The sequence below is a fragment of the Desulfuribacillus stibiiarsenatis genome, assembly GCF_001742305.1.
In the GTDB taxonomy this organism is placed as follows: domain Bacteria; phylum Bacillota; class Bacilli; order Desulfuribacillales; family Desulfuribacillaceae; genus Desulfuribacillus_A; species Desulfuribacillus_A stibiiarsenatis.
In genome coordinates this window covers 1-26,244 of record NZ_MJAT01000022.1, presented here as the reverse complement: position 1 = coordinate 26,244, position 26,244 = coordinate 1, and the positions used below count along the sequence as shown (strand labels likewise).

The window sequence follows — 26,244 nt, the reverse complement described above, 5'->3', positions numbered from 1 at the left end:
CCTTTCCCCTTTCTATTCTTTAACTTGTTTTATTCACTTTCATAGACCCTTTTCTGCGAATCCATTCCGCAATTGCAATAAAAACAATCGTAAAAATAATCATAAGTGTTGCTAAGGCATTGATTTCTGGGGATATACCTCGTTTTATCATTCCATATATGTAAATTGGTAAAGTAGTAGAGTTAGGCCCTGCGACAAAGAAGCTAATGATAAAATCATCCAACGAAAGCGTGAATACCAGTAGTATACTTGCAAATATGCTCGGCATAAGAACCGGTAAAGTTATCAAGAAAAATGTTTGCATGGGTGAAGCCCCTAAGTCCATAGCTGCTTCCTCTAGTTCCTTACCCATCTCTATCAATCGATCATAGATAATTAAGAAAACAAATGGAATGCTAAATGTCACATGGGCTATAATCAACGTACCTTTTCCTAGTGGTATATCGAATTGCGAGAATAGGATTAATAACGAAAGACCCATCAATAGTTCAGGTATAATTAAAGGAGCGTATATAAATCCTCTCCATAATGAGTGCCACCGGAACTGATACTTGTAGAATCCATAGGCTGCGAATGCCCCCATGATGGTTGCGATAACCGTTGTTGCGCTTGCAACTAACATGCTATTGCTAAGGGCATCTAATACAAATCGGTTCTCCAGTAGTGATCGATACCAATCCAGAGTGAATCCCGACCACGCGGCATTAATTCGCGACTGATTAAAAGAGAATACCATTAACACAATCATTGGTATATATATGAATGCTACGATGAAGTAAGAGAGCGGACGCAGTATTTTCATAGTTTGTCCTCCAAGCGTTGCTCCCATTGCATCGCTTTGTAGTAGAGTGCAATTAGAATCGCTGAGAGAATCATCAACCATACAGATATCGCAGAGCCAAAGGGCCAATCGCGCGCTGATAAGAACTGATTCTGTATGACATTGCCCAGTAACATCGACTTGGCTCCTCCCATGACGTCAGGCACAACAAACATCCCAATAGAAGATACGAATACTATGATAGAACCTAAGGCAATTCCCGGTTTCGTTAAAGGTAGTGTAATGTGCCAAAATGCTTGCCACGGGCGTGCTCCTAGGTCATATGCTGCCTCTAATTTTCTTCTATCTAGTTTCTCTAAAGACACATAAAGTGGTAATACCATAAAAGGTAATAACGTATATACCATACCGAGCATAACTGCTGGCCAATTGTATAGCAACGAAAGCGGAACATCGATGATTCCGAGTTTTAAAAGTATCGTATTGACAAGTCCCTGAGAGCGTAAAATAATTACCCACGCATAAGAACGGATTAAAAAATTAATCCAAAATGGAATCATCACGATTACCAACCAAATCGCTTGGTTAGCGCGTGGCAGACGACTGATATAGTATGCCAACGGATATGCAATCAGCAACACACTAATGGTAGTTACGAAAGCGACCACTAATGTATCTAGGAGAATCCCTAGATATAAACTGTCAAAAAATCTCCAATAGTTGTCCAGTGAAAAACCTGGAATTAGCTGCCCATAAATCCCCCGTTGATAGAACGATATAATAAGCATAAATACAAACGGAAGCATGAAAAAAATGATAAGCCAGAACATAATCGGTAATGCCATCAACTTACCCATTACCTCTGATAGCCTTTGCTTCATGACAAGTCCACCTCGTCCAACTCCTGCCACGACAACTTGACAGCTTGTCCTTTTCTCCACTGTGGCGTACCCTTTATCGCATCATACACGAGTATCACTGCCGTTTCATTGCTAGGGGCAATGTAGACTTTATTCGTTGCTCCAGTGAATACTACATCTAGTATTTCACCTTGTTTTTGGGAGTTTCTATTGGTAGATTCACTCGCCGATGATATTGTAATAGCTTCTGGGCGAACAGAGAATATCCGATTCCCTTGTTGAAAAATATTGTTCTCTCCAATGAATTTAGCTGCAAATAATGTACGAGGCCTATTATAGATTTCCAACGGAGTGCCAATCTGTTCGATTTTCCCAGCGTTTAGAATGACAATCCTGTCTGACATCATGAGTGCTTCCTCTTGATCATGAGTTACATATATGAAAGTAATCCCTAGTTGTTTCTGTAAGTTCTTCAATTCCAACTGTAAACCCTTGCGAAGTTGATAATCGAGTGCCCCTAAAGGCTCGTCCAGTAGCAAAACTTTAGGCCTATTGATAATCGCACGGGCAATTGCGACCCGTTGTTGCTGCCCCCCAGAAAGTTGTTGCGGAAACCGTTTCCTATAATCTTTTAGTTGCGTATATTCTAGTACTTCTGCCAGACGCTTTTCTTGCTCTTGAGTCGGTACTTTCTTCATCCTTAATCCAAATAAAATATTATCTTCTACATTCATATGCGGGAACAGTGCGTACTGCTGAAAGACCATATTCATATTCCTTCGGTATGGCGGCTGGCCCTTCATTGGTTCATCCTCTAAATAGATTTCCCCATCTGTTAGTTGCTCAAATCCAGCAATCGTTCGTAATAACGTGGTTTTCCCGCAACCACTGGGCCCAAGCAACGTCAGGAATTCCCCTTCATATATTGATAAATCGATGGGATGAATCACGATATCCTCGTCATATCGTTTAGTAACCCTTTCTAATCGAATTAAAGTCCTCACATTACACCACCTAACTTCATACCTAAATAATCTCATTAGCCTACTATAAGTGGATTTTTTGTTTTTGTAAATATTTCCGTCCTTGTATCGGGAAAACTATTCACGAAAGTCTTGGCAACAAAAAACATCCCCTAAGGAGATGCCTTTCGATTGCCTATATGAAATTTAATACCTTAGTTATCGTTGTATTGAATTTTCAAAGTCTTGGCTGCTTTCATAGCAATCGCTCTTGCCTCATCAGTGGTGTCAGCCGTGCTTAATGCTACTGCCATTCTTCTTCCTACTTTTGTTTCCGGTTTGCCGAAAATTCGAACCTGTGTATTCGGTAACTGTAGGGCCTCTCCGATGTTCTCGATGTTAAACTTCTTTGATTCACGATCTGCTTTTAACGTATAAGATGCTCCTGACTTTAGCAATTGAATCGTAGGAATTGGGAAACCAAGAATTGCTCGAACATGTAATGCAAATTCCGATAAATCTTGTGTTGCTAAAGTAACCATTCCCGTATCATGTGGTCGCGGTGAAACCTCACTGAAGTATACTTTGTCTTTTCCTATAAATAACTCGACTCCAAATAAGCCATAACCGCCGAGCTCATCAGTTACTCTCTTGGCAATATCCATCGACTGCTGAATCTGCCACTCCTCCATAGCGTGCGGTTGCCATGACTCGATGTAGTCACCGTCTTTTTGAACATGTCCGATTGGGGGACAGAAAGTTGTTCCCGAAACAGAGCGGATGGTTAATAGTGTAATCTCCGACTCAAAGCTAATGAACTCTTCTACAATCACACGTGTGCTTTTGCCGCGACTTCCTTGCATTGCAATATTCCAAGATGTTTCCACGTCATTTAAAGTTTTACAAACACTCTGTCCTTTACCAGACGAACTCATCACCGGCTTAATAAAACATGGTGTGCCAATCTTCTCCACAGCACTACGAAGTTCTTCTAAGCTATCAGCAAATTCATAGTTAGCAGTAGGCAACTGAAGCTCTTCTGAAGCTAAGCGGCGGATACCTTCCCTGTCCATCGTAAGGCGAGTAGCTCTAGCGGTTGGGACTACATGAAATCCTTCTTTTTCTACTTCAAGAAGTACATCAGTCGCTATCGCTTCAATTTCTGGGACGATTACGTCAGGTTTCTCGTCGTAAATAACTTGCAATAATTGCTCAGGGTCTAACATGTTGATGACATGGGAGCGATGTGCTACCTGCATGCCAGGAGCGCTTGCGTATCTGTCAACTGCTATCGTTTCGATACCCAACCGTTGCGCTTCAATGATTACTTCCTTTCCTAACTCCCCTGATCCTAATAACATTATCTTTTTAGCACCTTTAGTCAATGGTGATGAATACATATGTTACGATTCTCCCCTCAAATTAATCCGTTGATTCCTGCTTTTTCGCAGCTTTTAACTTTTCTTTAAGTTCTATCATTCGATCGGATGCGAGCTCCCTCATTCGCTTCGGCTCTGAGCGCATCTGTACTGCCTTAGCAAGATATTTTACAGCCTCGTCAAGCTTATTTTGCCTAATATACAATTCTCCGATTAATAATGCAAGTCTAATTTCTTGGCCGTTAGCGAGTCCACGAACATCGTTCTGATGGGTGTCGATATAGCTATTTAACGCCATTTCCGTTGCTACCTCAACCATATCCGTATCACCAATATCTTCATAGATCCAAGTCAAGAATAACCATGCCTTCGCATAGGAAAGACGATCCATTGGTGTAATTTGATGAATTTCTTGGCATAGAAAGAACATCCTTAGTACGTCTTTCAAAGTGCGCTTCTTGCTAACGTCAATTAGATACTTTTGTTTCAATTGCTTTGTTTGACTTAGAATTGTTTTTTTCTTAAGATAGCTCACTTGATTATAGATATAATCAAAGTTTGCATAATAACAGTGCGGGCAAACCCAAATTTTATACCAATACGGTTCAAACTCTTTATATCTGGTACGGAAATCACGATCTTCTTTATCCATCTTAAGCATCGTGTTACGAATCTTATCTGTTGTAAATTTCTTGTCACAGACTGGACACTCAACATCGCCCGTAAATATGTATTTGTTATAATTTTCTGGTACTATGATTTGATCATAATTTATAATTTTCGTTTCTTTCTTATTATTTGTTTCATCAACATGACTTTCTTCGTCCCTATTTAAAGAGATTTCTAAAGTAGTGACATTTTCATTTGGCTTCTCTGCATTGTGTGAGGGTCTCTGAGGGGTGTCTTCGTTGTTACTATCTGTGGTTATTTGCTTAGACAGCAGACTTGATATTTGTTTTACTGGAGATCTCATATTAGAAATGATTTTGTTCTGTTCTCTGACGCGCAAACTCATACCCTTCATAATGCGCAACGCTAAATCTGGGAATGCCACTATGACTTGTTCGAAATTAGCTTTGGTAATGACAAAAACTGATATATCATCGAGGGCTAATATATCGGCACTGCGTGGAGAACCATCAATTAAAGCCATTTCGCCAAAAAAGTCACCAGATTCTAATTCTACTATTTTACATTTCGAACCATTAATATTGTTCGTAAAAACACCCACTTTGCCTTTTAGCAAAATGTACATTTCCTCCCCTACATCGCCTTCATAAAATACAAACTCATCCGTCTTATATTGCCTGGCCTTCCCCAATGTCATTAATCTTTTAATATCCATAGTGTCGCCCATTTCCGTTGAAATTGTCTAGTTTCATCATACAATGGGCTTGCTGTTGAATCAACATAAATATTGAACTGTTTTTCCAATAAATAGAACGCAATTTTCCTCGCTGTTAATATTTCTTTATATTAATTTGCTTTTATTTTACAACTGTGATATTCTGTTAAAGTGAAAAGTATAGATAACGTTTTGGTTTTGCGGCCTCTAAAAATCTAAAGATGGTTTAGCAAGGAAACATGGTTACATTATGCTTTTTAAACACTTTAATTTTTTGGGAGGCCAATCAAATGACAGGCAAAGTAAAATGGTTTAACGCAGAAAAAGGTTTCGGATTCATCGAGCGCGAGAACGGTGACGACGTATTCGTTCACTTCTCAGCTATCCAAGGAGACGGATTCAAGACTTTAGAAGAAGGTCAATCAGTACAATTCGATATCGTTGACGGAAACCGTGGACCACAAGCAGCTAACGTAGTTCGCGTATAGTTATAACATAACTACATTGACTACAAGAAGGCATTATCCGATATTCGGATATGCCTTTTTTTAAAAGCAAAAAAATTGGACATACTATAAATGATTCGTTATGATTATTTTATAGATTAATGTGTAATCTAAACTACATACAAAGGAGATTTAATACTATTGATAACATTTTATGATTTAGGACTAAGCCCACATGTGATACGTGCAGTAAGTGACATGGGGTTCGAAACAACAACACCAATCCAGGAGCAAACAATCCCTCAGGCTTTAGAAGGTAGAGACCTAATTGGCCAAGCCCAAACTGGTACAGGGAAAACAGCGGCATTCGGTATTCCATTAATTGAAACATGTAATGTTTCAGAGAATATTGTCCAGTGTTTAGTAATAACGCCTACTAGAGAGTTGGCAATGCAAGTAGCCGAAGAACTAAATAAGCTTGGTCAATATAAAGGGGTAAAGACTGTACCTATCTACGGTGGCCAAGATTTCCAAAGACAAATCCGCGCACTAAAGAATCGCGCACATATCATCGTTGGAACACCTGGTCGTTTATTAGATCATATGAATCGCAAAACAATTCGCCTTGATACTGTTAAGACAATTGTTCTTGATGAAGCAGATGAAATGTTGCAGATGGGTTTTATCGAAGACATCGAGACTATTCTTGCGGCGCTTTCAGCTGATCGACAAACTTTATTATTCTCAGCCACAATGCCTCCTAGAATTCAAACATTAGCTGAGAAGTTCATGAACAATCCATTGATTGTTAAGGTTAAATCCAAAGAAGTTACTGTTCCTAACATTGCTCAACAATACATTGAACTAGCAGAAAGACAAAAATTCGATGCTTTATGCCGCATTTTAGATATTGAGTCGCCTGAGCTTGCGATTATCTTCGGTAGAACAAAACGCAGAGTTGATGAGTTATCTGAAGCTTTAGCGAAACGTGGTTATGATGCTGAGGGAATACACGGTGACTTAACGCAATCGAAACGCGAGAGTGTACTTCGTAAATTCAAAGAAGGCACAATTGATATCCTTGTTGCTACTGATGTAGCTGCTAGAGGTTTAGATGTCAGCGGAGTTAGTCATGTGTTTAACTTTGATATTCCGCAAGATCCTGAAAGCTATGTGCATAGAGTCGGTAGAACTGGTCGTGCAGGAAACACTGGACTTGCTATAACTTTTGTTACTCCAAGAGAAGTAAGCCACCTACGTACGATTGAAAGTATTACAAAGCGTAAAATGGATCGTAGATCTGTTCCGAATGTTGTGGATGCCATTGAAGGTCAGCAAAGACAAATCGTAGAAAGAATATTAGAAATTATTGAAGCAGGCGACTTTACTCATAAGTCATTAGCTGAAGAATTATTAAATGAGCATGATTCATTAACTCTAGTATCTGCTGCGTTGAAGCTATTAGTGAAAGAGCCGAACACTACACCTGTAAATCTTACAGAAGAATCTCCTCTTCGCGTGAAAAAGCCTAGAGAATTCTCCAAAGGTGGAAGCAAAGGGCGTAGTACTGACCGTAAAGGTGCTCCTAACCGCAAGGAATATGACCGTGGAAAAGACTTTGATCGCGGGAAAAGCGCTGGCAAAAAGAAGTTTGATAATAAAAACAGGAAAAAATAGCCAAGCAAAAAGCCTTAAGAGAACATATCTCCTAAGGCTTAATTTATTTAAATTGTAGCTTCTACTTCTTCAATTAAGTCATTCAATTCCTGAACAGCCTCTGTTTCTTCCAGTAGCTCTAGATTATCAAGCGTATCAAGCCCAATATCTATATCACCTGTTTCATTATCGTATTCTACACTTACCTTCAATATTTCACTGATAAATCGGATTGGCACTATAGTTCTGTTGTTTGTCACTTGAGCAGGTACATCAATTGTTGCAGGTACGCCATTGACAGTTACGGTTGCAGAACCAAGGACAAGAACTATGACTTTGTCATCTTTAGTAATAGTAATCGTCTTCGTAGCTGGATTCCAGTCAACTTTTGCTCCAAGGCCTTCAGTAATAGCTCTCACTGGCACTAATGTTCTTCCTTCGCGAATGACCGGCGGAACATCAAACTTCATTGTGGCCCCTTTAATATATAAGCGGTCTTTTACGTCTCTTGCTCTCAGTGCTTGTTTTTGTTCTTGTTTTAATTCTTTTTGCGCAGCTAACGCTACTTTCCGATCTGCTAGTTTTTTGCGAAGTTCTAAGGCTTTCTCTACTCCTAATTCTTCTTTTATCTTAGCAGCTTTGTCGAGTTTCTCCCTTAATTCTTCCACCTCAGACGACGCAAGTGGCTGAACACCTGGTAATCGAGCAATTCTTTCTCTGATTTTGGCTTCGAGCGTAGGAATTCTAGCTAACTTATTCTCTATTGTATCTTTCGTAATATGAATGTTTTGAATCTCTTTAATGGTTTCTGCTTTTAGCTTAGCGTCCTTAATGCTAACAGCGAATGCCCTTAGTTTCTGCATGGCCGAAAGATACTGTTTTTGAAGTTCTCCTTCTCTTTCCTTTGCAATCGCTGGTCTGTTTCCTTTCGCATCATTTGTTTGTGATTCCACAACTCTTGTGGAATTCCCTTTAATAGTATCCTGCACTGGATTAGCCGTTACCATTGAACCTGAAACAAATGTAAGCACAGTACTTAGTGCAATCACTTTCACAAACTTTCCCATAATGTCATCTCCTCATTTTACGAATATCCATTTTTACTTAAGTATTACCATTAAACTTGCTATATCACCCTGAAGATGATGTAGACTTTCAGCCCTTTTCGCTTGGATTGATTCTACATTCTCAAGAAATATAATGTAATCTTGAATATCCCGATTTTTCAATGCTTTGCGATACTCATTTTGCTGTTGAACTTGTTGCAAAGATTCTGTAAGCAGTTTTCGATTATCCTGCATTAAACTTAATACTTCTTTAATAGCGCGAACATTTTCTTCTGTGATGATTTCTGGTTTTCTACTCATTTCATTAATCTTTTTTTGAGCTTTTTGTAGCTCTTGTCTTACTTGATTCTGAAGCAGTCTAATTTCCTTTTGTTGTTTCTGAACCATTTTTTGCTTTTCCTGAAGCACTTGGCGAGATACTTGATCTTGCTTCTGCTGCTGATTTGAATTCGAAGGATACGCTTGACTCTGTCCTTTGCTCGCTAGAGCAATTCCTTGCCCAGAGGAAAGGAATAGAATCATAACAAGAATCCATATGCTGCCTTGAAATTTTTTCATGATTCTACTCCTCCTAAAAACTGATTTCGTCAAGCTTGATGTCATCCATTTCATCGAATGATTTTAATAAATCCTCGATTTCTTGATTAAGTTGATCTAGTACTTCTTTTGAACTGATTGCAATTTTGTTTTCACTTTTTATGATTAATCCTGTTGTCTTTGATTCGTTTGGAGTACTATTTTGTTGCTTACTCTGTGTCTTGCGATTGCTGTCATCGTTTATTGTGTCTTGATCTTGTATTCCATTTACTTCTTTCACTTCGTTTGCTTCTTTTGCATCTTGCACTTTGTCAAAAAACTCTTCAGCATCTCGATTCTTTCCTGTTGGTTCCACAATCACGTTCTGTCGTTCTTGAACCGAGGTAGCTTTTTGGGGTGATAATGGAGAGTTGCCGCCGCAACCTGCTAGTATTACCAAGCTAATCAATGCAATGCCTGTGCAATATATTTTCTGTTTCAGTTTCACCTACGGTTCCTCCTTTCGGAATACCCCCTCCCCAGTTACTTTTCTACAGTATAAAAGCAATTTGTTTCAGGGAAATATCCATTTTGTAAACAATTTGTAAACAGCAGCCTCGTTCCATCTATTCTTTTGGTAACGTGACAGTAAACGTACTCCCTATGTTCCGTTCGCTTTCTACTACAATTCTACCACGATGGAGATCTACAATGTTCTTAATGATTGCTAGACCTAGACCAATTCCTCCACTGGCATGATTTCTTGACTTCTCCACACGATAAAATTTATCAAATATATATGGAAGCTCCTCTACATTAATGCCTATACCCGAATCTGATATCGATATACTAATCGTGCTACTAAGTTCTCGAATGCTAATCGAGATGTTACCGCCAGGATTTGTGTATCGAATCGCATTTTCTACGAGATTCAATATAACTTGCTTGATGCGAGCTTTGTCTGCCAATAGCAATATCTCAGCTTCATACACAGTTTTAATTGTAATTCCTTTATCTACTCTGTGCTTACTGAGTATCGTGATTACTTCATTGACAAGACTTGAAACATTAAAAACAGTCTTGTTGATAGGTAAGTTGCCTGCTTCTAGCTTTGCTAAATCTAGTAAATCATCAGTAATTCTTGTTAAATGTTCCGTCTCTTTTAAAATAACTGTTAAGTACTTTTCTTGTTGGTTGGACGGAATCACTCCATCTAAAATCCCGAGTACAAACCCACGAATGGCGGCGAGCGGTGCCCTTAATTCATGAGAAACACCAGCAATTAACTCTTTACGCATTTTTTCTGTTTTCTGTAGTTGCTGTTTCATTTCATTGAACGATTGAACAAGCACACCGATTTCGTCTTTTCTAGTCATCGGTATATCTGTGACTTCTTTTCCAGATGCTAGTTGTAATGCGCTTTGACTCACCTGTTCAATTGGTTTCGATATACTTTTAGACATGATAAAAATTAGAATCACACCGATTAAAAACGAAGCAACAGATACCCAAAATATCATCTTCACGACTTTTGTAAGCGTGCCTTCTAGTTTGCTAACTGGAGTGAATAGTACAATGGCTCCTCGCACTTCATTCTCTATGGTGATTGGCATTCCTACCCCTAATACATGGGAGTTAAGGTCTTCTGCCAGCTGGATTTGCCGCGTAATCGTTTTCCCTTGAAATATTTCCTTTAAACTAGTTAACAACGATTCATCATGAATCTGAAATACGTCTTTTAACAATTCTTCGTTCTCTAAATATTCTTTACCCTCTACAATAACTATACGAGCATTCGTCATTTCGCCTACTGTATTAATCGATTGCTGCAAGTCGTGTTGGGTCAAGGTGTTTCTATCGAATTGAATCAGTAGCGTATTGATATATTGTCCGGCATCTAGTAAAGTGTTCTGCGATTTCATAAATAAATCTGCTTTGAAATACTGATAAAACAGGACGGATAGTAAAAGTAAAATACATGCGAGAATCAACATATAGGCTACCAGCAGTTTTTTATAGATACTAAACACATTACATCACCTCGATTTTATACCCTACGCCCCACACGGTTTTCAATTGAACTCCGTTGGTATCCCCTAGTTTCTCTCGAAGGCGTTTGACATGAACATCCACAGTTCTCGTCTCTCCGTAATACTCATCTCCCCACACCTTATTCAGTAGCTGATTTCTAGTAAATACGATTTTGGGATGCTTTAATAGAAAAAACAGGAGCTGGATCTCTTTTGGAGTCAATTCCACAGGCTTTTGATTTACTAACACTTCGTAGGTCTCATAATTGACCGTAATACTTCCTGCCTTAAGTACGTTAGGATTATAGTTTTGATTATACGTATCCATTGACTGAGATTCCGAAAAGTTAGCCACTCTTTTCAATAACGCTCTAACTCTAGCAACAATTTCTTTCGGGTCAAAGGGTTTTATCACATAGTCGTCTGCTCCATAATCAAACCCCATAAGCTTATCTTCCGATGTATCTTTTGAAGTGAGCATCAGGATTGGGACGTTACTATCCTTTCGAATCAATTGGCAAACTTCCCAACCATTGATGATTGGCAGCATAATATCTAAAATAACGACATCTGGTTTTTCCTGACGAAACCTATCCAAACCCAGGCTACCGTTTTCTGCAAATACTAGCTGATAATCCTCTCTTGCAAAATACAGCCGTAATACCTCATGAATATTCAAATCATCGTCTATGATTAAGATTTTATTAGACATCCATTTCACCGATCCTCAAGCTTTATGATTACTATCTCAACACATATCTTCTTTAGCACATATATCTTCTTTAAGACACAAGTCTTCTTTAAATTATCGGCAATTTCACAGTATCTTTCAATTAAAATGTGCTAGCATGCCATATATCCCATTACTTACCACGTTTTATAGTTTTTTCTTGTTTTCCATCGTTCGCTTTTTTCGTTCTTATCCCGTTGTTATATGCTATATGCGATTTGTGATTTGGGCATGCCATCTGCGGTTTGTGGTTTGTGATTGTGATTTGTGATTTGTAATTTTTTATTTGCTATATCATCATAGATAAGGTATTCTGAGAATAATACAAAATGAGTGATTACTCACTTTTTATTGTCTTTTAAAGTTCTCTTATAGGAGGTTACCACATGAATCAATCTACATGCATTTCTATTCAATCGGTAGACAAAAGCTTTGGTAAAAAGAAAGTCCTAGACTCAATTGACTTAAATGTCCAAACATCAGAAATTTTTGGTCTCCTAGGTCCATCTGGTGCAGGAAAGACCACGTTAGTACGGATGATCGCTGGAATCGATACGCCAAGTTCTGGTCGTGTCACTGTCCTTAATACTCCGATGCCAGACTTAACGATCATGCAGCGTATTGGATTTATGGCGCAATCCGATGCCTTGTATACTGAATTAACGGCACGAGAAAACCTAGATTTTTTTGCTGGAATCTATGGTTTACGCGGTTCAAAAAAAGCAGAACGTATCAAACGGGTCATGGAAATCGTCAATCTGTCAGAGGAAATGAATAAAGTCGTTAGAAATTATTCTGGAGGCATGAAGCGTAGATTATCCCTTGCAATTTCATTACTGCATGAACCAGAGATATTAGTTTTAGATGAACCAACCGTTGGAATAGACCCAATTTTGCGCCAGTCAATCTGGGCGGAACTTGAAAAACTTAGCGCACAAGGTGTCACGATTCTTGTAACAACACATGTGATGGATGAAGCGGATAAGTGCCATCGCTTAGCGATGATGCGAGATGGTAAAATAATAGCCATTGGTTCCCCAAATGATATGAAAGAAGAGACGCAAGCAAGCTCTTTAGAAGCTGCTTTTCTTGCCTATGGAGGTGCTGCCCGATGAGAGTTCAAGCGATTATAAAGCGCATTATGAAGCAATTTATCCGCGACAAAAGAACTTTAGCCCTGCTGTTAGTCGCACCAATGTTCATACTTTCTTTGATGTATTTGGTATTCTCTTATAATGAGCCTACTCCTAATGTTGGAATTGCTAACGCCCCAACTATCATACATGAAGCATTAGACACACTAGAGATTCCATTCACAATCGTAACGGTGGATGAGGGTAATACCCTATTAGAATCAAGCCAAATCGACGCTTTGATTGACTTCAGCCATCCTAAGCCCACAGTTGTTCTCGAAGGAAGTGATCCTGCGAAAAACATGATGGTACTTCAAATCGTTCAAAAAATTTCACAACTAACTATGTCTGGAGCAATTCCTGGGGCAGCGCCAAGCACACTTGCTAGCCCACTTCCAGAGACAGATAATACTCTTGACGTTACCTATCTATACGGCTCAGCAAATATGTCTCTTTTTGATTCGATTGGACCCATTTTAATTGGCTTTTTTATATTTTTCTTTGTATTTATTATTGCTGGTGTCTCCTTCTTGCGAGAACGCACCACTGGAACTCTTGAACGATTGTTAGCAACTCCATTACGTCGATGGGAAATCGTCCTTGGTTATGTCATCGGCTTTGGTATATTTACTACATTTCAAGCAAGCTTAATTTCCTGGTATTCCATTTCCGTGCTGAATATCATGATGGAAGGTACATTCTTGTACGTAATTCTGATTACATTCTTGCTTGCGATGTCAGCACTGACCCTCGGCACTTTATTATCTGCATTTGCGAACAACGAGCTACAAATGATACAATTTATTCCGATTATTATTGTTCCTCAGGTTTTCTTTTGTGGACTCTTTGACTTAACTTCTATGCCAAGTTGGCTACGATCGATTGGTTCAATCATGCCCCTTACTTACGGAGCAGATGCGTTACGTGATATCATGATCCGCGGCAATGGTTGGGAGAGCATTTCCACCAATGTGCTGATTCTAGTGGCATTCTCTCTCGTGTTTATGTTCCTTAATGTATTTGCCTTGAAAAAACACCGTGCGTTATAGAAATTCTGTATAGGAGCCGAATATGTCTGATAAAAATTGGCTAGATGAAATACTAATGCTCAATGACGAAAACACAATGAGCGAAAAGCAAAAAAAGATTGTAGCTGCTGCCATAGAGATATTCTCAGAAAAAGGATATGCATCGACCTCTACTAACGAAATTGCAAAAAAAGCTGGCGTAGCAGAAGGGACCATTTTCCGTCATTATAAGACAAAAAAGGATCTGCTATTATCAATAGTTGCACCGACACTTGCAAAGGTTGTTGCTCCTTTTCTAGCGAAGGGTTTTATAAAAGAAGTATTTGAGAAAGACCATCAAAACTATGAACAATTTATACGTACATTATTACTGAATCGTTATCATTTCGTTAAGAATCATATCCCTATGGTTCGAATATTTTTACAAGAAATTGCATTCCAGCCAGAGCTGCAATCCGAATGCAAAAAAATCTTCACTGATAACGTGTATCAAAGCTTCCAAAAAATCACATTGCATTTTCAAAATAAGGGCGAGATTGTAAAATTCCCTCCAGATACTGTAATCCGAATGACTATGACTACAATCATTGGTTTTCTAATGACGCGATTTCTCATATTACCGGACCAACAGTGGGATGATACAATAGAAATGGAAGATACCATACAATTTCTGATGCACGGTTTAGCGAACGACCATATAGAAAAGGAACACTCTCATATTACGTGAGAGGGTTCCTTTTCTAATAACTTCTTTACTTGTATAGCTAATTCCTCTATCTCAAAAGGCTTCTTTAATATTGTAACGTTTGCAACTTTATGTACGTTCCCCATGTCCCCATCATTTCCAGTACACAATATAATTGGCGTGATGGAGTGCATGGTGTTTGCTTTCATCATTTGAATCACTTCTACTCCATTGACGTAAGGCAGTTGATAGTCGACAATCACTAAGTCGTGTTGCTCTTGGTTAAGAATCTTCATAGCCTCGCTACCATCTAGAGCAGTCGTTAGGAGGTATCCTTTACTCTCCAATACTTCTTTGACAATCATGATTATTGCTGGCTCGTCATCGATGATTAATATCTTCTTCATGTTGTTTCTCCTTTAAGCATAGGCGAATTCACTAATTTTCATGTTTGCATAGTATCATATGCCTATTATCGCATGGTAGCCTAAAAATCGCAATAAACATCCGGTATTCTTTTTAGATAAATTATTAGCTAAGAATCCTATCAACTTCCTCTTGATCTAAATCCATAATATATTGGATTCCGCTGATTTCAGCTGCCTCTTTCGTGAGTGAAGCAATATCATTACGTTCAATGAGACCTAAATTAAACTTACGTGCGACGCACATTAACTGTTTTAGCCCCATTTTTAATCTATCAAAGTACGTGTAAATACCAAGCGCACCTGGTGGTAGACGATCAAAATCGCTGCCGAATTTCTCTTTCAACTCACTCGCAAGAATACATATTTCTTCGATTTTATCGCCATAGGCACTATATTGTTTAAAAAGTTTGCCGTCCTTTAAATTACTTGCTATATTTTCTCCGACAAAGGAAGCGAGTACTGCAGTTCTTGACATGCCAATAGCTTTTACAAATGGTGCACCAATGGCAAATCCTTTAAACATATGGTCTTCTAAGCTGAACCCACCCGCGATTGATACATGTGGAACGAATCTACCTTTGTCTTGTAGACGTTTTAGGTATTGATATAACAAGGAATGAAGTTCTACCATTGGAACTCCCCACTCATTCATCATTCTCCATGGGCTCATTCCCGTTCCCCCGCCTGCTGCGTCCACCGTAAGTAAGTCAATCTTCGCATCAGAAGCAAACTTTACAGCCCGTGCTAAGTCGGCTGGACGGTATGCTCCCGTCTTTAGATACACTTGTTTCGCACCAGCTTGTCGTAATTCTGCCACACGCTTGTGGAATCCTTCTTCCTCAACCATTCCTACCCTAGAATGACGCTCAAATTCTTTAAACGCATTCGCTTGAAATGCTTTGATAACAGATGGGCTTTCTGGGTCTGGCAATACAATGTATCCGCGGCTTTTTAATTGCTGGGCTTTCTCTAACGTATTGACTTTTACTTCCCCACCAATATCTTTCGCGCCTTGTCCCCACTTAATTTCAACAGTGTCAATACCAAGCTTTTCGAGAGCATATTCCTGGACACCTAAACGGGTATCCTCAACGTTCGCTTGCACGACAATAGCGCCTTTGCCTTGGTACCAATTTTGAAAATCTTTTACCCTTTTTTCGAGGTTTGGCGACTTGCTAACTCTTCCGTGACTCATTTCCATATTCGGGTCCATACCACAGATGTTCTCACCAATGACTATAATAGAGCCTGTAATCGCCGCTCCTGCAGCCATACCTTCCCAATGCTTAGCAGCAACATTTGTTGACCCCATACCCGCAATGACGATTGGCGTATCTAATTGAATTTTGTGTTCTGCGCCGATTTCCGTGGATACATCAACATTTGGGAAAATCGCAACATCGGAGTCAGCTTCCACACCCTGAGCCCCAACAGCAGTTCCCATGATGTTGAAGTGGCTATAATCGACTGGATAGTCCTTTTCAGAACCTGCTGTAATGTTGCCGAACGGTTGTGGGTAAAGAACTTCTTTGCCACGATATGCGGATTTCCCTACCTCACATAAACCTGGACATTCATCGTTACAAGAGGCACAAAGTCCGCTAAATGGAGATATCGAGTTCGGAGTACGGTTTCTTGTCAAAATAGCTTCAGATCGATTCGGTCTACTAAATGTCATACTAACACCTCTTATGTAAAAGTTACTCTGTGTTTTGCCTAGCATAAGCTATTATTATCAGAGTTTTTATTAGTATGACTTGCACTTCCTTTTTCATACAAAAAAACCACTACAGGAACTTGGTATGTTCCCCGTGGTTTCAGAAATACTTAGTTATATCCAACGTATCTTAGGATCTATATTCATGTATCTTAAATGTTACGTAAATAAGATTAACATTAACACCCCAGCAAAGACCGTCATCGAAGCAACAATCGTATAGCGTTGAATCTCCTCTTGCTTTAGGAACAGTTTACTCAAGATGATTGTCAAAAGGGGCTCCAGTGCCGCTACTGCAGCTACATACGATACTTGGATGTAGGTTATCGCTATAAAAAACGAAAGCATGGCGATACTCGTACACACTCCTGCTGCCAGATAGAATGGATTATATCGTTTCACTTGTCCAATTAACTTCTCTCGTATATTCCCGGTTCGTGCTTCCCAAAGGATTGTCATAAGCAAAGCAACAAGTCCGCTGATAAAAGCACCATAATACGGGTCGGGGAGTTCAAGTAATCCCGATTTGCGAATCCCTTGGCCAACTCCGAACGACATAGCCGATGCTAATGCAAGATAGTATCCAATGCGTTCCACGTGCATATCAGTACTAAGCTTATTTCCTTGCCGTATCATAAATAATCCTTGAATGCCTAGTCCAAGTAGTACAAATACAAAGCCCGCAAACGGTAGCCAACCCATTGTTTCACCCAAAATCACTAAGGCAAAAACGGCAGTAAACAGCGGAGCACTATTTTTAATAGCTGAGCCCCTAGGCGCTCCAATTTTCCGATAACTCATAAACAATGTCTGTCTACCTAAAAACGTTGTAAAAATACCTGCAAACACATAATATAGTGTCCCGATCCAATTAAGTTCCACTGTGACGTACAATAGACGGTAAATCAACCATGCAATTCCCAAAAATATAACGTTTATAATTACAGTGGTAAGTACCCCATTATCTTGCTCATCCGACTGCTTCATTCCCTTTCGGACGAGAATATTCCCCGATGCAAATCCTAAGCCAACCATAAAAGCAAAGAAAAAACCCAATGTACATTCCCCTTCAATGATGATTTCATCATCTTATCGTAAGGGAAGTCCTTGAGTATGTCAATTAACTATCTATAAATTCTACCACAATCGTTAGTGTCTAAGGATATCGTTTATAAATGATTCTACAATATGCGGATCAAACTGCGTTCCAGCATGATTCCTTAACTCTTCTATTGCTTCTTGTTGTGTCAATGCTTTTCGATATGGTTTATCAGTTGTCATCGCGTCGTATGCATCGACTACCGATAAGATTCTTGAGAATAGAGGAATCTCCTCGCCTTCCAGACCTCTTGGATAACCACTTCCATCATTTCTCTCATGGTGACATAAGATATACTCTGCTACACCTGCAAATTCAGGAACTGCATTAGCAATTCGGTAACCAGTTTCTGAATGCTTGCGGATTATTTTCCACTCGTCTACCGTTAATGGGTTCTCTTTGTGTAGCACATCCGGCGGAACCATAATATTGCCAATATCATGCAATAGGGCTAATAGTCTTAATTTCTCTATTCCATCCTCGTTAATACCTAGTTTTTCACCTAACCTAGTACTTAGCTGGGCCACATTTTCGCTATGATCGGAAGGCTCACATGTCCGCTCACTTAAGACACTAAGAAGGGAATCCACCAATTTGCTTTTCGCATCTTTACTCTCTGTCAACTTACGGTTATACATCTCTGCTTCGCTAATCTTTAATACTTCATAAATATTCGTTGCGGCAATTTCCTTAGTAGCACAACCTAACGCAATACTTAATTGAATCCCCTCAACTTCAAATGTTGAGCTCTTGGTTCGAATATTATTAATAATTACTAATGCATCTGCTTCAGTAGTTTTAGGAAGAATGATTGTAAATTCATCGCCACCCGTTCGAGCCACGATGTCAGTATCTCTACACGATTCTTGAATAACCTCTGCTGCTGTTTTAATCAGAAGGTCACCTTTCTCATGGCCGAATGCGTCATTTACTAGTTTGAGCCCATTTACATCAGCAACAATCAAGCTAATTGGCAATTCCTTTTCTGTATCTAATTCTTTTAATTGTTTTTCAAAGTATGCTCGATTATTTAGACCCGTCACTAAATCATGGTAAATTAAGTATTGAATCCGCTCTTCCTTTCGCTTATTCTCCGTAATATCTTCTAAAATCGTCGCAAAATATCCTTTTTGTGGCGAAAAGACGGAAATTCGGAAGTGTTTATTGACTGCGTTGATGAATGCCTCAAATTTATTCGGAATCCCTGTAATAGCCGTCTCCTTATATACATCTAGAAATGGTGAGGACTGGTGTATCATACTAGACAACATACCCTTAATTTTTTTTGCAGTTGTGCCTAAGTGCTGTTCATAGGCAGCGTTCACTTCTAGGAAGCGATAATCTACAACTTCATCGCCATCATATACTAATTCATGGAGGGCCATTCCCTCATTCATCGATTGAATCAGTGTTCTATATTTCGCTTCATTTTTTTGTAGCATGGTAATCATTTCCTGACGTTCCGATATATCGGTATACACGACATATCCACCAGTAATTTCATTATCAACAATCACTGGACCGCCTTTTAACTGCACCCATACTTCACGGCCTGTGCTTGTATATCGCACCGTCTCTCTACTAGCTGTCTTCCCTTGAAAGATAATTTCAGCAATATGGTCACGCTTTTTCTGATCCGCATCTACTATTTGACATACATCTTGTTCAATAATTTTGTCCATAGTGTAATCGAACATATTCAGAAACTGTTGATTTGCCATTAGAATTTTTTTTTCGGTATTAAACATAACGATGGCATCTGTCGTGTTATCGAAAAGAGCTTGGAATTGCTCCTTTTGTCTACGTAGCTTCTCTTCCATTTTCTTGCGATTTTCAACCATTGCAGTGATATCTCGCAAAAGAATACGAATGAATGTCTTTTGTGTATCTTTATAATCATTTTGGATAAAATCATAGGATAATAGCATTGTTGTCAAATCTGCTGAATTCATCGAACATTGAACATTGCTACGCGCCTTTTTATTAGTAAAATCCTGCTCAAGTTGTTTGCAATCTCGCTCTTCAAATAAAATAAGGAACTTCTTCCCTAACGCATCGCTTATAGAAGAAAAACCAAGCATATTCGCACCTGTTTGGTTAGTCCATTCAATGGCAAACGAATCCGCATCAATTTCTATAACACCTTCATGAATTAGGTCTAAAATCTTTCTTGTTCGCATTGCTTCTTTCTCTAAATATGTACGATAGTTATCACGAATCGATTTCACGACATCGCTATTTGTGATAAGTCCCATACATTGATTACTATCACAGATTACAAGATGCCTTATTTTCTGTTCGTCCATCAGTCGTGATGCCTCATATAACGATAAATCTGGTGGAATCGATATGACTGGCGAAGTCATTACATCCTGTATTTTTAACGCAGTAAATTCATTACCCTGTTGGATGAGTCTCACAATATCTCTTTCTGTTACAATGCCTACAATTTCGTTGCGGCTACCAACAAGTACGCAACTATGCCGCTTTTCATACATTTTCTTAACCGCGTCTTGTAAAGGCGTTTCTGGCGGAGTAAAGTCAAATACCCTAGTCATGTATTCTTTCACCGGTCGGGGAGCCTTGAAGAAATCTTCCTCTAGCTTGCGTACGATATCCGTATGGGTAATTACCCCCTTCGGTGTCCCGTCAGAGTTTGTCACAAGTAAATGACGTATTTTAACTTTCTCCATGAATACTAACGCTTCATCGAGCATCGTAGTTGCTGGTAAAGAGATTACATTTTTCGACATCGTCTGTAGTACCGTAGTTACTTGCAAGTCAATATTCGACGCGACAACTCGCACTAAATCACGTTCGGTTATAATGCCAACTAAATGATTAGATTCCTCTATAAATATACTACTAATTTCATGAGTGCGCATTAATTCGATGGCTTGCTTCACGGTAAAATTTACATCGATGCTAATAATCTCTCTACACGCTAACGAATCTAGTAAACTCATACGATCACTCCGATAACTCTTATTCGCTCAGTCCTAAACATATATTGCTATTAAAACATAAATTTTGGCATATTACTATATCGTTCATCACATTCCGTAGTACTTTTTTCTCTTTTTTCTAATTATTTATTATGAACTTGAATTAACCTGCAAATTTCGACAAAATTCTACAATTTTCTATGTTTTTCATGGCTTCTGTGTTAAAATTATTCAAATTTCAATCACTTTTGGGGAGAGCAAATTCATGGCCCGATTTTATAAAAAAAATATTTTTGTTCTTATTCGTTTCTTTTGTGTCCATTATCTTTGTTACCTTTCTGAGCATTAGTACCACTTTGTTGTTTGTTACAGAAAACACTTTAAAAGAACAACAGTTAAGCATCACTGACCATTATCGCCAGGAGGTCGCCGATTCATTGGAACGTTGGCTTAACGGCAGAATTACAAATGTAAGGACACAGGCCTTATATCTTAGTCAATTCAATCCTAATTTTATTTCTTCCTCGTTAGCGACACGCCTTCTATCGGATCAAATGTACCATGACATTAATTATTTCAAATTCGTGATTGTTGATAAAGAAGGTTCTATTGTTAATTCCAACGAAGGGCCCGTAATTGAAATTAATGTGTTAGATCGTGAATATTTGCAAAAAAGCCTAAACGACGAAACTGCTATAACAGGCTTTTTTTAGCGTTCGTACTGGTGATATTGTCGGACGATACGGGGGCGAGGAATTCGGTATCGTACTCAGCCAAGTAGACAAAGACCAATTCCACATTATATGTAATCGAATTCGCCAAACAATAGAATCACATATTTTCTCAACGAATAAAGGTGACATTCGCATAACGATTAGTATAGGGATTTGCCTTAAACCTACTGCTGATTATCAGGATATACGCTCAATGATTGAACAAGCGGATGCAGCACTTTATCAAGCGAAAAGAACTGGACGTAATAAGACGTGCTATGCAGACGATACCACTACGCCGCAGGTATAGTTGTTTATTATTCCTTTTACAGACTATTATCACTTAAATACTTAAATTCCTTATTTAAATCTCTATTATGATTGTATATAATTCTTTTGCATGATACTTTTTTACTATTCAGGAGCGATTCTATGCATTTTTCTTTTAGCTTGCGAACAAGATTTGCGTTTACCCTTGCTTTTTTAATTATTGTTTTATCCATCTTTATGAGTTTCTTCACAGGACAATTTGCAAGCCAAGAAGTGCGTTCCGAAATAGGTAACTCGCTTGCGGAAGTTTCGTACCTTATGGGAGATAAGCTTGACCACTACATGTGGGCAAGGTCAGGTGAAATTCTAATTTTAAGCAAATTAGAGACGTTACAAGAGGCGCGAAACCTTAAAGCGATTCAAGCATTATTAGACCAATTAAAGAGCACTTTCCCTTCCTTCGCCTGGATTGGGTTCACAGACCCTAACGGGATTGTGCTTGCATCTACAGACGCAATTCTGGAAGGTGCCGACATTTCTAAAAGGCCTGTTTATCTTGAAGCATTAAAAGGGCACTTTGTCGGAGATGTCCATGAAGCGGTATTGCTAGCTAAGCTTCTTCCAAACCCTTCTGGAGAAGCGATGAAATTTGTTGACGTAAGTACCCCCGTATATAATGAAAACGGAGATCTAGTAGGCGTTCTAGCGGCCCATTTAAGCTGGGAATGGGCTAGAGAGGTAGAAGAGTCGATACTTGTTCCTCTTCAAAACCGAAAGCAACTTGAAATGTATATTGTAAGTTCAATGGACGATACATTGCTTTTAGGACCCCGCGACATCATGGGGCAACCACTAAAGCTTGATAGTATCAATCGAGCTCGCTCGGGGGAAAATACATGGTCGTTAGAAACATGGCCCGATGGTAAAGAGTATTTAACTGGTTTCTCCTTCGGCAAAGGCTATAAAGACTACCCTGGGCTTGGTTGGACAGTATTGGTTCGCCAACCAGCCGAAGTTGCATACGCATCCGTTGAAAAGCTACAAAAAGTCATTCTTTACATTGGACTATTTGTAGCCTTATTGTTTGCAACCTTTGGCTTATATATTGCTCGTCGTGTAGTTGAGCCTTTACGCCAAATCACACTAGCAGCTAACAGTTTAAGTGCCGGTAAGCAGGTTGAAATTCCGCAGCACAAAGGGATCACTGATATCGAAATCTTATCTGAATCACTACGTAATCTGATTCGTAGCTTAACACAAACAGAGAAGGCCCTTGGAAAGATGGAGATATTAGCCCAACATGATCAGTTGACAGGTTTGCCAAATCGTATTTCTTTAGATTACCACTTAGAAAAGGCTAAAGCCCAAGTGGAAAGGCAGCAATCTAGTTTGACATTTCTTTATCTCGATTTAGATGGATTTAAAGCCGTCAACGATACATTAGGGCATCATACAGGTGATGTTCTCTTACAAGAAGTAGCCAATCGATTAAAACAGCATACCCGAGAGGATGATCTAGTGGCTAGACTTGGAGGAGATGAATTTGTAATGATACTCTCTTCCCCTACAGAAAAGGCAATATCTGTTGGTGAAGACATTGCAGAACGAGTCATAGCAAGCCTAAATGATCCTTTTATTATTGATGGTAACGAGATAATAATTGGTTGTAGCATTGGTGGCGCCGTTTGGCCTGCGGATGCTGAAGAAACGAAAGACGTCATCCGATTAGCCGATGAAGCATTGTATATCGTCAAGCGGTCTGGCAAAAATCGTGTGGTCTTCATTAATCACAAGTAAGTTCCATAAATATCTGAGTGGCTTTCTAATACAGATTGATACAGTACTGCATCAGGTCAATTCTATCTGCATATAGAAAACTCAGCATCGCCAAGTGGTGAAGAGAATGCCTTAGTTGCTACAAAGAAGCTGGAAGATATTTTACATATCTTCCAGCTTCTTTGTTTCATATAGGTTTCGTATAGGTTCTATCCGTGTATAGAATCTATAGCGATTCTAGTATTTTACGAACATGTTGCTTTTCACGCCACAGATAGGACACTGATCAGCAGCTTTATCTTTTTCTATGTAGCCGCACACTGTACAAAGATGGTATTCTGCATCTTCTTTCGAATCTAAGTTAGCAAGCGCTTCCTCATATAGTTTCGCATGAACTTTCTCTGATTCCATTGCAAAAAGAAAACTTCTTTCTGCATCCTTACGTCCTTCTGCTTTTGCTTCTTCAAGCATTGGTGGGTACATGCTATCAAACTCAAAAGTCTCACCATCAATACCTTCTTTAAGATTCTCAGCAGTAGAACCAACAGCACCTAAAGCTTTTAAGTGGTTATGAGCATGGATTGTTTCTGCTTCTGCAGTTGCTCTAAATAGTTTGGCTACTCCAATATATCCTTCCGCTTCCGCCTTCTTTGCAAAAGCTAAATATTTACGGTTTGCTTGTGACTCCCCTGCAAATGCTTCTTTTAAATTCTTATCAGTACTCAAATCAAAAACCTCCTATTGTTAGTTTATAATCATTTTAAATTTTCTGATCTAATTCGTCAAATCTTTTTAACTTCGCTACTGCCTGTTTCCACCGTTTTCTATGGATAACCCTCTGTTTAGTTCAAAATGCTCAACTATCTCTTATATTGTACAACGATATACCTAAACTAGACACGAACTACCCTAACATCATTTTTTTATTTAAATTGTTCCTATTTGTCCAGCATTTTACTACTAAGACGATTCATTTGCCCACTTGACATCGATTGTCTCCTATCATTTTTCTCAATTTTACTAGAAACATTTACTAGGGGTTTTCATACTAGCTATCTATTATCTTTTACTCCTTTTTCGTCGAAAATAAGAGTATCCAACTTCAAATTGGTTGATTAAAACACTATCATAGAAAAGGCGGGAAAACACACCATGAATCGACAGTTTAAATTGATTACCGTTCTTCTGATTTTTGCTTTATTATTCGTCACCCCATTACAAACGATTGATGCTAAAAAAGGGTTAGTGAATAACCCAAAACACAAAGTTAGCGAGCCAGCTCCATTACCTGCACCAGCGCCGGAACCTACGCCTACACCAGAACCAGAACCTACTCCTAAACCAGAGCCAGCTCCAGTAGAACCGCCAGCTCCATTACCTGAACCGAAAACAATGCTTGGGTATTACACAGTATATTTTAACGGAGATAAAGGCTCTTACAATGCCGTCAACTCTTTTAAAAGCTATATCAACGAAGTATCGATGGTGACTTTTAAAGCCTCTGCTACTGGAACTGTACTAGGGTCTGCCGATACTTTAGGGCTTCAATTAATGAAAGAAAATAATATAAGAGCCCATGCAACGATTTCTAATGAGAACAATGGCCAGTTTGATCCTGAAATAGCTAGTATTATTCTGAAAGACTCTACGATTCGTAATCGCCTAATCGCAAATATTGATAGTTTAGTAACGACTCATAGTTTCAAGGGCGTCAATATTGATTTTGAGAATATGTATCCTGCTGACCGCCCACTGTTCACGCAATTTATTACTGAGCTTGCCAATCAACTGAACCCGAAGGGGTTTGAAGTTGTCGTATCCGTTAGTGCTAAAACTACGGATGCACCTAACAGTGCATGGATTGGCGCGTTCGACTATGCTGCTTTAGGAAAAGTCGCTACCAAAATCCAATTGATGACTTATGATCAACATGGACCTTGGGGAACCCCTGGACCAGTAGCTAGCTATCCTTGGATGGAGAGTGTTGTACAATACGCTGTCTCTCAAATTCCATCTTCTAAAATATTACTAGGGTTGCCTGCGTACGGTTATGATTGGAACCAAACAAACAATACAGGAAACAAAGCAATTGCATGGCGTAATATTCCAGCGTTTATTACCACAAACAATATTACCCCTCAGTGGGACTCAACTGCTAAGACTCCTTTCTTCACTTACACGTCTAGCGAAGGGCATAAACGCATTGTATGGTATGATAATCCAGCAAGTATCGAAGTAAAGGCTGGCCTAGTCGGTAAATACAATTTAGACGGGGTTGCTATGTGGCGTTTAGGTCTTGAAGACGAGAGTTTCTGGCAGGCTGCTAAAGCTGGAGTACAGTAGTTATCTTTATACTAATGAGATATATCAATTTGTCTCTATTAGTATCTCGTATAATTTATCTAGCATAATTAAAGGACTTTGCCGTTGTGATATGCTCCCCTTGTGGTAGACAGTTTAAATAATAAAACTGTTTATTTACAAGGAGGAGTATTTTTGTGTCTCACAAATCAAAAATATCAGGAACAGAAAAAATAGCTGCTGTAGAAAAATATCTCCGTGGAGAAGGTTCCCTTAGACGTTTAGCTTCTATGCTAGATGTTACCTTTGCATCCATCAACCAATGGCGGCAAACATATCTATCACTAGGCCCTGATGGTCTTCTAAATACATCTAAG

At 39.0% G+C, this 26,244-nt stretch carries 24 protein-coding genes and 1 pseudogene; 10 read left to right on the top strand and 15 right to left on the bottom strand.

Annotation, left to right across the window (positions count from 1 at the left end; genetic code table 11):
* Positions 1-19: 19 nt before the first annotated feature.
* From BHU72_RS07995 to BHU72_RS07975, 5 genes are all read right to left on the bottom strand, one after another.
* Positions 20-802 carry an ABC transporter permease gene (locus tag BHU72_RS07995; RefSeq protein WP_069702109.1) on the bottom strand — a complete coding sequence of 261 codons (783 nt, stop codon included), beginning with the start codon at positions 800-802 and terminating at the stop codon, positions 20-22.
* Positions 799-1,638, bottom strand: coding sequence for an ABC transporter permease (locus tag BHU72_RS07990; protein WP_176720454.1), 840 nt, complete (start codon positions 1,636-1,638; stop codon positions 799-801). Before BHU72_RS07990 ends, BHU72_RS07995 begins: the two co-directional genes overlap by 4 nt.
* Positions 1,639-1,658: 20 nt before the next feature.
* A complete protein-coding gene (locus BHU72_RS07985; protein WP_069702107.1) occupies positions 1,659-2,645 on the bottom strand; it encodes an ABC transporter ATP-binding protein in 987 nt (328 codons plus the stop codon).
* Positions 2,646-2,818: 173 nt separating this feature from the next.
* Positions 2,819-4,003, bottom strand: a complete 1,185-nt coding sequence (gene purT / locus BHU72_RS07980) for a formate-dependent phosphoribosylglycinamide formyltransferase (protein ID WP_069702106.1) — start codon at positions 4,001-4,003, stop codon at positions 2,819-2,821.
* A 22-nt stretch (positions 4,004-4,025) separates the two neighbouring features.
* Complete coding sequence (locus tag BHU72_RS07975; protein WP_176720440.1) at positions 4,026-5,309, bottom strand: DUF2225 domain-containing protein; 1,284 nt, start codon at positions 5,307-5,309, stop codon at positions 4,026-4,028.
* Between the two features lie 308 nt (positions 5,310-5,617).
* On the opposite strand from BHU72_RS07975, the gene BHU72_RS07970 reads away from it, so the two are divergent.
* Entirely contained in the window at positions 5,618-5,815 is a 198-nt protein-coding gene (locus tag BHU72_RS07970) for a cold shock domain-containing protein (protein WP_069702104.1), read from the top strand.
* A 159-nt stretch (positions 5,816-5,974) separates the two neighbouring features.
* A complete protein-coding gene (gene cshA / locus BHU72_RS07965; protein ID WP_069702103.1) occupies positions 5,975-7,450 on the top strand; it encodes a degradosome RNA helicase CshA in 1,476 nt (491 codons plus the stop codon).
* 47 nt (positions 7,451-7,497) lie between these two features.
* Here the strand turns inward: cshA and BHU72_RS07960 are convergent, their stop codons facing one another.
* From BHU72_RS07960 to BHU72_RS07940, 5 genes are all read right to left on the bottom strand, one after another.
* Entirely contained in the window at positions 7,498-8,496 is a 999-nt protein-coding gene (locus BHU72_RS07960) for a copper amine oxidase N-terminal domain-containing protein (protein ID WP_069702102.1), read from the bottom strand.
* Between the two features lie 33 nt (positions 8,497-8,529).
* Positions 8,530-9,054 carry a hypothetical protein gene (locus BHU72_RS07955; protein ID WP_069702101.1) on the bottom strand — a complete coding sequence of 175 codons (525 nt, stop codon included), beginning with the start codon at positions 9,052-9,054 and terminating at the stop codon, positions 8,530-8,532.
* 13 nt (positions 9,055-9,067) lie between these two features.
* On the bottom strand, positions 9,068-9,520 hold the full coding sequence (locus BHU72_RS07950; protein ID WP_069702100.1) for a hypothetical protein: 453 nt from the start codon (positions 9,518-9,520) through the stop codon (positions 9,068-9,070).
* Positions 9,521-9,638: 118 nt separating this feature from the next.
* Positions 9,639-11,042, bottom strand: coding sequence for a sensor histidine kinase (locus BHU72_RS07945; protein ID WP_069702099.1), 1,404 nt, complete (start codon positions 11,040-11,042; stop codon positions 9,639-9,641).
* A gap of 1 nt (position 11,043) precedes the next feature.
* Complete coding sequence (locus tag BHU72_RS07940; RefSeq protein ID WP_069702344.1) at positions 11,044-11,754, bottom strand: response regulator transcription factor; 711 nt, start codon at positions 11,752-11,754, stop codon at positions 11,044-11,046.
* A 404-nt stretch (positions 11,755-12,158) separates the two neighbouring features.
* On the opposite strand from BHU72_RS07940, the gene BHU72_RS07935 reads away from it, so the two are divergent.
* The 3 genes from BHU72_RS07935 to BHU72_RS07925 are packed head-to-tail and all read left to right on the top strand — an operon-like array spanning position 12,159 to position 14,660.
* Positions 12,159-12,887: an ABC transporter ATP-binding protein gene (locus BHU72_RS07935; RefSeq protein WP_069702098.1), complete on the top strand. Its 729-nt coding sequence runs from the start codon at positions 12,159-12,161 to the stop codon at positions 12,885-12,887.
* Entirely contained in the window at positions 12,884-13,954 is a 1,071-nt protein-coding gene (locus BHU72_RS07930) for an ABC transporter permease (protein ID WP_069702097.1), read from the top strand. Before BHU72_RS07935 ends, BHU72_RS07930 begins: the two co-directional genes overlap by 4 nt.
* 22 nt (positions 13,955-13,976) lie before the next feature.
* The gene (locus BHU72_RS07925; RefSeq protein WP_069702096.1) at positions 13,977-14,660 is read left to right on the top strand and encodes a TetR/AcrR family transcriptional regulator; all 684 of its coding nucleotides are present in this window, start codon (positions 13,977-13,979) and stop codon (positions 14,658-14,660) included.
* On the opposite strand, the gene BHU72_RS07920 is transcribed toward BHU72_RS07925, so the two are convergent.
* The 4 genes from BHU72_RS07920 to BHU72_RS07905 all read right to left on the bottom strand — a co-directional run bounded on the left by BHU72_RS07920 (position 14,648) and on the right by BHU72_RS07905 (position 20,828).
* Entirely contained in the window at positions 14,648-15,025 is a 378-nt protein-coding gene (locus BHU72_RS07920; RefSeq protein ID WP_069702095.1) for a response regulator, read from the bottom strand. The genes BHU72_RS07925 and BHU72_RS07920 overlap by 13 nt on opposite strands.
* A 124-nt stretch (positions 15,026-15,149) precedes the next feature.
* Positions 15,150-16,724, bottom strand: a complete 1,575-nt coding sequence (locus tag BHU72_RS07915; protein ID WP_069702094.1) for an FMN-binding glutamate synthase family protein — start codon at positions 16,722-16,724, stop codon at positions 15,150-15,152.
* Positions 16,725-16,922: 198 nt separating this feature from the next.
* On the bottom strand, positions 16,923-17,819 hold the full coding sequence (locus tag BHU72_RS07910) for a DMT family transporter (RefSeq protein ID WP_069702093.1): 897 nt from the start codon (positions 17,817-17,819) through the stop codon (positions 16,923-16,925).
* Positions 17,820-17,912: 93 nt separating this feature from the next.
* A complete protein-coding gene (locus BHU72_RS07905) occupies positions 17,913-20,828 on the bottom strand; it encodes a CBS domain-containing protein (RefSeq protein WP_069702092.1) in 2,916 nt (971 codons plus the stop codon).
* Between the two features lie 416 nt (positions 20,829-21,244).
* On the opposite strand from BHU72_RS07905, the gene BHU72_RS07900 reads away from it, so the two are divergent.
* The 3 genes and pseudogenes from BHU72_RS07900 (at position 21,245) to BHU72_RS07895 (ending at position 23,587) form a co-directional block, all read left to right on the top strand.
* Entirely contained in the window at positions 21,245-21,520 is a 276-nt protein-coding gene (locus BHU72_RS07900) for a hypothetical protein (protein WP_069702091.1), read from the top strand.
* A 10-nt stretch (positions 21,521-21,530) separates the two neighbouring features.
* Positions 21,531-21,830: pseudogene (locus BHU72_RS15455) on the top strand (GGDEF domain-containing protein); the annotation flags it as partial.
* Positions 21,831-21,952: 122 nt separating this feature from the next.
* Positions 21,953-23,587 carry a sensor domain-containing diguanylate cyclase gene (locus BHU72_RS07895; protein ID WP_069702090.1) on the top strand — a complete coding sequence of 545 codons (1,635 nt, stop codon included), beginning with the start codon at positions 21,953-21,955 and terminating at the stop codon, positions 23,585-23,587.
* A gap of 216 nt (positions 23,588-23,803) precedes the next feature.
* Here the strand turns inward: BHU72_RS07895 and BHU72_RS07890 are convergent, their stop codons facing one another.
* Complete coding sequence (locus BHU72_RS07890; protein ID WP_069702089.1) at positions 23,804-24,292, bottom strand: rubrerythrin family protein; 489 nt, start codon at positions 24,290-24,292, stop codon at positions 23,804-23,806.
* 426 nt (positions 24,293-24,718) lie between these two features.
* Between BHU72_RS07890 and BHU72_RS07885 the strand changes: the two genes are divergently transcribed.
* A complete protein-coding gene (locus tag BHU72_RS07885; RefSeq protein ID WP_069702088.1) occupies positions 24,719-25,909 on the top strand; it encodes a glycosyl hydrolase family 18 protein in 1,191 nt (396 codons plus the stop codon).
* 155 nt (positions 25,910-26,064) lie between these two features.
* Positions 26,065-26,244: helix-turn-helix domain-containing protein (locus BHU72_RS07880; RefSeq protein WP_141709208.1), on the top strand; the 180-nt coding region annotated here is incomplete at its 3' end.

Excerpts from the sequence above, each read along its gene's own strand:
- BHU72_RS07995 (WP_069702109.1), bottom strand. The coding sequence starts at position 802 with ATGAAAATACTGCGTCCGCTCTCTTACTTCATCGTAGCATTCATATAT.
- BHU72_RS07990 (WP_176720454.1), bottom strand. The coding sequence starts at position 1,638 with ATGGGTAAGTTGATGGCATTACCGATTATGTTCTGGCTTATCATTTTT.
- purT (WP_069702106.1), bottom strand. The coding sequence starts at position 4,003 with ATGTATTCATCACCATTGACTAAAGGTGCTAAAAAGATAATGTTATTA.
- BHU72_RS07975 (WP_176720440.1), bottom strand. The coding sequence starts at position 5,309 with ATGACATTGGGGAAGGCCAGGCAATATAAGACGGATGAGTTTGTATTT.
- BHU72_RS07970 (WP_069702104.1), top strand. The coding sequence starts at position 5,618 with ATGACAGGCAAAGTAAAATGGTTTAACGCAGAAAAAGGTTTCGGATTC.
- BHU72_RS07960 (WP_069702102.1), bottom strand. The coding sequence starts at position 8,496 with ATGGGAAAGTTTGTGAAAGTGATTGCACTAAGTACTGTGCTTACATTT.
- BHU72_RS07955 (WP_069702101.1), bottom strand. The coding sequence starts at position 9,054 with ATGAAAAAATTTCAAGGCAGCATATGGATTCTTGTTATGATTCTATTC.
- BHU72_RS07940 (WP_069702344.1), bottom strand. The coding sequence starts at position 11,754 with ATGTCTAATAAAATCTTAATCATAGACGATGATTTGAATATTCATGAG.
- BHU72_RS07935 (WP_069702098.1), top strand. The coding sequence starts at position 12,159 with ATGAATCAATCTACATGCATTTCTATTCAATCGGTAGACAAAAGCTTT.
- BHU72_RS07930 (WP_069702097.1), top strand. The coding sequence starts at position 12,884 with ATGAGAGTTCAAGCGATTATAAAGCGCATTATGAAGCAATTTATCCGC.
- BHU72_RS07925 (WP_069702096.1), top strand. The coding sequence starts at position 13,977 with ATGTCTGATAAAAATTGGCTAGATGAAATACTAATGCTCAATGACGAA.
- BHU72_RS07920 (WP_069702095.1), bottom strand. The coding sequence starts at position 15,025 with ATGAAGAAGATATTAATCATCGATGACGAGCCAGCAATAATCATGATT.
- BHU72_RS07915 (WP_069702094.1), bottom strand. The coding sequence starts at position 16,724 with ATGACATTTAGTAGACCGAATCGATCTGAAGCTATTTTGACAAGAAAC.
- BHU72_RS07905 (WP_069702092.1), bottom strand. The coding sequence starts at position 20,828 with ATGAGTTTACTAGATTCGTTAGCGTGTAGAGAGATTATTAGCATCGAT.
- BHU72_RS07895 (WP_069702090.1), top strand. The coding sequence starts at position 21,953 with ATGCATTTTTCTTTTAGCTTGCGAACAAGATTTGCGTTTACCCTTGCT.
- BHU72_RS07885 (WP_069702088.1), top strand. The coding sequence starts at position 24,719 with ATGAATCGACAGTTTAAATTGATTACCGTTCTTCTGATTTTTGCTTTA.